This window comes from Ideonella azotifigens (assembly GCF_006519715.1).
Classification (GTDB): domain Bacteria; phylum Pseudomonadota; class Gammaproteobacteria; order Burkholderiales; family Burkholderiaceae_C; genus Ideonella; species Ideonella azotifigens.
In genome coordinates, this window is the sequence record NZ_VIDT01000287.1 from 1 (window position 1) to 6,617 (window position 6,617).

Sequence of the window (6,617 nt, forward strand, 5' to 3'; positions counted from 1 at the left end):
CTGGCGGCGGACACTGGCGCGGCGCTGCCGCTGGAACTCGCGCCCTCGGTGCGGCTGATGAGCTGCGACCGGTCCGACGACGAATACTGCCGCTGGATCGAAGGCGACGGGCTGGCCCTGCCGGCGGATGGCAAGTTCTACCTGAACCTGGCCAAGCTGCCAGCCGGCCGCTACCAGATTCACGCGCTGGCCAATGCCCACTACGGCATGCAGTTCTCCAAGACCTTCGACATCCCCGGCACCAGCGCCAGCTCGTTGACGCTGACCATGCCGCAGGTGGTGGTGGACCTGGACGACGTGGCGCGCTGCAGCAACACGCCGGTGGGCGATTGCCAGCTGGCCTACACGCTGCGCAATACCAGCGCACGGGACCAGACCGTCTCGCTGTGGCTGTACCTGAATGCGCTGCAAAGCGAATCACAGGCCGGCAGCGTGGTCTACGACATTGGCAAGAAGGGCAAGGCACTGGGCCTGCCGGTCACCGTGACCCTTCCGGCCGGGCAGACCCAGGTGGTGACACAAGCGCTGGGCTTGACCGGTCTGCCTGGCGGCTCGACCGGCTGGCTGCGGCTGTTCGTTGCGCAGGCCAGCGACATCGCGCACGCCGAAGCCTATTTCTCGCTGGGCAACTACGCGCTGAGCACCGGCGACGATGGCGTCACACGGGTCACCGTGTTGCCACGCCCGCCGCTGCCGACCGGCGCGGCGCGCTGATCACTTCAGTGCAACAGGTCGCAGGTGGGTGGGCGACAGGCCGTCGGCCCACTGCGTGCCCTCACCCATGCCGCGCTCGGGCAGGATGTAGACCACGCCGGCCTGTTGGCCCAGCAGGGGTTGGACAACGTCCAGGTAAAACGACACCGGCACGACCACGCAGCCCGCGGAGGCGCGGTTGTCTTCCGGCGTGACCGATGCAAGCCGACGCAGCCGCTCGGCCTGCGAAGCACCGGGGCGCAGGCGGTGTATGGCCAGCGCAGCGGCATGGTCGACCCAGACCACGTCTTCGCCCACGCGATTGCGGCCGGGCTCGGACTCGAAACGGCCAGCCGGCGTGGTTAGGTCCTCGGGCAGCAGATGGCCGGTCTGCGTGCGCTCGCCAACCCCCGGCTGCGTCAGGTCACCCCGGGTGCGGCCCAACAACACCGTGGTGGCGCCGGCCAGGCTGCCGTCGGCGCGGTAGACACGCAGGCTCGCTGCTTGTTTGTCGACCAGCACAAACGGATGGCCGTGGTTGTCGCCGGTCTCGGCAATCCAGTTCACCAGTCGCTGCTGGTCTGCGCTGGCACCGCCAGCATCGGCCGCATCAGCCGCTTCCGCAGACTGTGCCGCAACGGCCGTGGACACCGCCACGCTGGCTTGAACGCCAGACGCGACACACAAAAGCACCCATGCCGAGGCCGCAGCCTTCAGCCAACGCCGAGCAAGCAAACCCATGCACCCCGCCTCGCCAATGGTCCAGCGACACGATTGACGCGGATCTCCGATCCGGTCGTGTCAGGCAGGAATACTAGCAGCGCAGGGTTTGCAGGCTTTACAGCAAATACTGGCGTTTTCTGGCGTTATTGAGTGTTCAGCTTCCTTGCTGTGCTAAGCGAATGCTGGAACGGGCGGCCCGCGCTGAAGGACATGGGCAGAAAGGGCATTGGACAAGGGCAAGCCGCCGGCCCGAGCAGCGCGCCATGTCGTTATCCGGCCGGCCGGCCCACTCAGCCCTTGGCGGCGAGTGCGGCCGCCGCAAGCGGCGCACGCAGCGAAGTCATCGTTGGCATCGTTGGCATTGCGGCCGGTGCTTCGGCCGTCGTGGCCGGTGCATCGAACCGATCGGGAATGCCGAATACCATTTGCAGGCTCTTGACCTCGGGCAGCACATAGACCACTGCGCGCTGTTTCGCGAAGGTCGGTGCCAGCACCTGTTCGAAGAAGGCCACCGGCATGTTGATGCAGCCGTAGGAGATGCGGTTGTCCGCGGTGGTCGGTGTGGCCAGGCGTTCCAGCCGGCGCTCGCTGGCGTTGGTGGTGCGCACACGGTGCATGGACACGGCGGCGTCGTAGTCCACCCACACCACATCCTGGTTGATCGCGTTCATGCCGCGCTGGCCGAGGAAACGGCCAGCGGGTGTGGTGCGCTCGTCGGGGCGCACGTCGGCAATCGGCTTCTGGCCAATGCCGGGCACCGAGTCATCGCCGACCTTGGAGCCCAGCAGCACCGGCGTGGCGCCCTTGAGCTGGCCGTCGGAGGCAAACACGAACACCTTGGTGTTGTGCTTGTCGACGATCACGAAATCCATGCCTTCGTTGTTGTGCGAAGCTGCCACCCATTGCGCCAGCTTGCGGGCCGGCTCGGAGGCGGATTCACCGTGCCAGTCCACCACCATCGGGCGCACCGGCGGCGGCGGCGTGACGGCAAGCGGTGCCTGCGGCTGCAAAGCCGCGGGCGCCTGTTCGGCACCGGGCGCCATCGCGACGGCCGCAGACCGCTGCGCTGCCAGCCGATGCTGGCGCAGTTGGTACTGCACCGGCAGGATGACGGCCGCCGCCGCCAGCCCGATCCACAGACCCCGTCGGATGCCATCGAACCAGGCAGTGTCGCGAGGCGCCACTGGAGCAGACTCAGGGCGACGCACGGAAGGATGCTCGGGGTTCGTGTTCATGGGGTCAGGACCGGGATGGCTGGACGAGTCGCTCAGTTGCGGTCGGCTTGCGGGGCTGGCATCGAGGTCGAGCCGCTGTTCATGGCGCTGTTGTCGGTGCTGCTGTTGTAGCCCTGGTCAGGCGTGGGGGTGGTCGTGCCGCTGCTTTGCGTGGCGCTGGGTTCCGGGGTGGCCGGGGCCATCGGCGCGGCTTGCTGCGCAGGCTCAGCGGTGCTGCTCATGTTGGCGCCATAGGTCGGCTCGGCCGCCTGGCCAGCCTGCGCCACCGAGGCTTCATTCGCAGCGCGCTGGGCTTCAGCGGCGTCCAGCGCCTGCTGGCGAGCTATCTCGCGCACCTTTTCACGCTGCTGCTCAAGGTCGTGCCATGCCTGCAACTGGGCCGACGATTCGGTCGTCGGGGCCTGCACCGAGGTCGGCGACGGGGCCGGTTCGGACTGGGCGTAGGCCATCGACAGGGCACCGGCGACGCTGGCGGCGGTGATGACGGAAAGCAGGGTCTTGTTCGTGTTCATGGGAACTCCTTTGAAAGTCCGCACAGGTGACTGCGCGGTTTGGGGAGGGAAGTGACACCCGGTGTTGACCGGATGAATGTCAGCGTACGCCCCTCAAAAGACCCCGGGTGTCAGGCGATGCCAACCGGACCTGTAGGACTTGGCCCACGGCCCCGCGGCATCACCGTCAGCCGCCAGGCGGCAGTTCGCTCAGGTCTTTGGCCAGGCGCAGGCCGCTGAACTGCCAGCAGGCGGTGGCCGGAAAGAAGTTGCGGTAACTGGGCCGGGCATGGCCGGCCGGCGTCGCGCACGAACTGCCACGCAGCACGTACTGGTTGACCATGAACTTGCCGTTGTACTCACCCACCGCGCCTGGCGCGGGCCGGAAGCCGGGGTAGGCCGCGTAGCTGGACTGGGTCCACTGCCACAGCTCGCCAAACCACTGGGCCTGGGCTTCTGCAGCGTGCTGGGGGTGCAGTTGGTCGGGGCCCCGCAAGCCAGGTCTAGCTTCCGCCCAGGCCGCGCCAGCGGCATGCTCCCACTCGGCCTCGGTCGGCAGCCGCGCGCCGGCCCAGCGGGCGAAGGCATCGGCCTCGAAGTAGCTCAGGTGGGCCACCGGCTCGGCGTCGCGCAGTGGCTGCAGGCCGCCCAGCGTGAAGGCCAGCCATGCGCCCGGTGCGCCGGGCTCCCAGTACAGCGGGTGCCGGTGCTGTGCCGCCTGGCGCCATGCCCAGCCTTCGGAGAGCCACAACAGCGGGTCGTCATAGCCACCATCCTCGACAAAGGCCCGGTACTCGCCATTGCTGACCAGCCGATCGGCAATCGCGTACGGTGCCAGGTAGACCTTGTGCCGCGGCGATTCGTTGTCGAAGGCAAACGCCGTGGCCTCGTCATCCAATGCTTGGCGCGCATGGCCGATCTCCACCAGGCCACCGGCAAACTGCTGGAAGCGCAATGGCCTGGCCGCCCTGGACGCGCCTGCGACCTCTGCCGCATCCACCGGCGCCGGCCTGGCCACATAGGCGGGCCGCAGCGGGTTGGCAAACAGCAGATGCTTCAGATCCGTCAGCATCAGCTCCTGGTGCTGCTGCTCATGCTGCAGCCCCAGCGTCACCAGTGCCTGGACCTCGGGGTTGGCATGCAGCTGCTGCAGCAGCGTGCCCATGCGGGCATCAACCTGCTGGCGGTAGATCAGCACCTCGGCCAGCGAAGGCCGGGTCAGCAGCCCACGCGCGGGCCGCGGATGGCGCTCACCCACGCTGTCGTAGTAGGAGTTGAACAGCATGCGGAAGCCGGGGTGGAAGGGCGCGAAGTCCGGCTCCCAGCGTTCCAGCACAAAGGTCTCGAAGAACCAGGTGGTGTGGGCCAGGTGCCACTTGGCCGGGCTGGCATCCGGCATGGACTGCGCGCAGCAATCCTCGGGCGAGAGCGGCGTGACCAGCCCCAGCGAATGCTGGCGCACGGCGTGGTAGCGCTGCACCAGCGGCACGACCGCGTGCGCGGGAGCCGTCGCCAGCACTTCATCGATCAGCATCGCGGCGCTCATCGCGAACTCAAGGCTGGGCCAGCACCACGGCGAACCAGCCGCGGGCATCGGTCCAGCAGCGCACGCGCGAGTAGCCGGCGGTGGCCAGCAAATCCTGCAGCCGGTCCGGCGTGTACTTGTAGCTGTTCTCGGTGTGGATGCGCTCGCCGGCTGCAAAGCGCCGGCCGCCGCCCGCCCAGCGCACTTCCAGCTCCCGGCTGGCCTCCAGGTGCATCTCGACGCGGCTGCGCTGCGCATTGAACAGCGCCACGTGCCGCCACTGCGCGGGCTGGAAGTCGCTGCCGATCAGCGTGTTCAGGTGCGTGAGCACATTGCGATTGAACGCCGCGGTGACTCCGCCATGGTCGTCGTAGGCGGCCTGCAGGATCTGCGGGTCCTTGACCAGGTCCACGCCCAGCAGCAGCGCACCATCGTCGCCGCTCAGGCCGCGGGCGCGGGCCAGCAGCGCACAGGCCTCGGCCGGCTCGAAGTTGCCGATCGACGAGCCCGGGTAGAACACCAGCCGGCGTTGCATGGGCAGCGCCGGCGGCAGCTCGAAAGGGCGGGTGATGTCGGCCACCACCTGGTGCACCTGCATCCACGGCAGCCCGGCCTGCAGCACCCGTGCATGGGTGGCCAGGAAGTCGCCGCTGATGTCGACCACGACCAGGTGGTCCGGGTCCAGCAACTCGCACAGCGACATGGCCTTCTTGCAGCTGCCGGCGCCCAGCTCGATGATGCTGCTGCACTCCCCCACCGCGCTGGCAATGCTTTCGTGATGGCGCACCATCACCGCCCGCTCGGTGCGCGTCACGTAATACTCGGGCACCTCGGTGATGGCCTCGAACAGCGCGGAGCCCTGCTCGTCATAGAAGTACTTCGGCGAAATGCTCGCCGCCGGCTTGAGCAGTGCGGCGACGATGGCCGCCCGCTCCGGATCCTCGGGGGCGGCATCCACGGGCGTGAGGCCCCGTGGCTGGGTGCGCGACACCACGTCGCGGAGGGTGGGAATCGAGTCGAACACGGCGCGCATGGCTCTCCCTGGGCTTGCGGTGGACTGGCGCAGCATCGCCTCTCGCGCCCGGAGCGCAGTGTAGGACTGCGCCGCGTTTGCAGCCTGACACGCGCGCGGGCGCCAGCCCCAAGGGAATACCCCAAAACCCGAGCCAGGCGATCAACAATGCGCGAAGCCCCGGCCTGGGCTCACCCGGGCTGAATCTGGCTGGCTCAAGGCCCCGTCCTACAAGCCGCCTGCGCCGCCACCGATGGCCCCCCAGGCTGCCGCTTTCTACAGTCCCACCATGCCGCAAAACGCTCGCCAGCGGCCCTGCCTGGCGAGCGGCTTCGCGGCCACCTTCGTCGACTCAAGAGGACAACATCATGCTCAAGTGGGCCCTTATTTTTGCGGTGATCTCGGTGATTGCCGGCCTGATGGGATTTGGCGGCGTGGCCGCTGGCGCCGCCGGCATCGCCAAGGTGCTCTTCTTCGTGTTCCTGGCCATCTGCCTGCTGTTTGTCGTGCTGGCCTTGCTGGGCATTGGCGCGCTGAGGAAGTAGCGCGTTCGCTTCAACCGCATTGCCAATTTGCGGCCGCGGCCGTGAAACGTCGCGCCCGAGGCGACGAAATGTGTCACGCCCGGTCGCCCTGGCGGCCGTCCACCGCAGTCCGGAGCCGGGCCGCAAGGCCCTGAAAGTGAAAAATCGTAACAGCGCTGGCGACGCAAAAACAGGACTCTCCCTCGTACGGCCCGGCAACATGCAGGCGGCACGCTGGCAGCAGGCCCGCGGCTGGCGCGGAACCTGCAATGACTTGCCTGCAATTCCTGTTTTTCGTTTGAGAAGGACCGGCGACGACGCTGGTTTTTTTGGTGGCCCGCCACGGCAACGTGGCGGGCCCCTTTTTATGGGCCTGCCGGGGCTTCAGAGCCCGCGCGGCAGCATCAACTCGAA

8 protein-coding genes are annotated in these 6,617 nt (G+C 67.9%); 3 read left to right on the forward strand and 5 right to left on the reverse strand.

Going from position 1 to position 6,617, the window contains the following annotated elements; all coding sequences use genetic code 11:
* Positions 1-714 (forward strand): hypothetical protein (locus FKP22_RS32155; RefSeq protein ID WP_170200936.1); only part of this gene is annotated, 714 nt, incomplete at its 5' end.
* On the opposite strand, the gene FKP22_RS17035 is transcribed toward FKP22_RS32155, so the two are convergent.
* The 5 genes from FKP22_RS17035 to egtD form a co-directional block, all read right to left on the reverse strand.
* Positions 715-1,260, reverse strand: coding sequence for a L,D-transpeptidase (locus FKP22_RS17035; RefSeq protein ID WP_211361441.1), 546 nt, complete (start codon positions 1,258-1,260; stop codon positions 715-717). It lies immediately after the preceding gene.
* A 446-nt stretch (positions 1,261-1,706) separates the two neighbouring features.
* Positions 1,707-2,651 (reverse strand): hypothetical protein, encoded by a 945-nt coding sequence (locus FKP22_RS33460; protein WP_211361442.1) that lies wholly within the window; start codon positions 2,649-2,651, stop codon positions 1,707-1,709.
* A gap of 32 nt (positions 2,652-2,683) precedes the next feature.
* Complete coding sequence (locus FKP22_RS17045) at positions 2,684-3,163, reverse strand: hypothetical protein (protein ID WP_141288649.1); 480 nt, start codon at positions 3,161-3,163, stop codon at positions 2,684-2,686.
* Positions 3,164-3,329: 166 nt separating this feature from the next.
* Positions 3,330-4,676 (reverse strand): ergothioneine biosynthesis protein EgtB, encoded by a 1,347-nt coding sequence (egtB, locus tag FKP22_RS17050; RefSeq protein ID WP_141288652.1) that lies wholly within the window; start codon positions 4,674-4,676, stop codon positions 3,330-3,332.
* Between the two features lie 19 nt (positions 4,677-4,695).
* Complete coding sequence (egtD, locus tag FKP22_RS17055; RefSeq protein ID WP_141288650.1) at positions 4,696-5,700, reverse strand: L-histidine N(alpha)-methyltransferase; 1,005 nt, start codon at positions 5,698-5,700, stop codon at positions 4,696-4,698.
* Between the two features lie 347 nt (positions 5,701-6,047).
* Between egtD and FKP22_RS17060 the strand changes: the two genes are divergently transcribed.
* Positions 6,048-6,224 (forward strand): DUF1328 family protein, encoded by a 177-nt coding sequence (locus tag FKP22_RS17060; protein WP_141288651.1) that lies wholly within the window; start codon positions 6,048-6,050, stop codon positions 6,222-6,224.
* A gap of 70 nt (positions 6,225-6,294) precedes the next feature.
* Positions 6,295-6,617 (forward strand): hypothetical protein (locus tag FKP22_RS33465; RefSeq protein WP_211361443.1); only part of this gene is annotated, 323 nt, incomplete at its 3' end.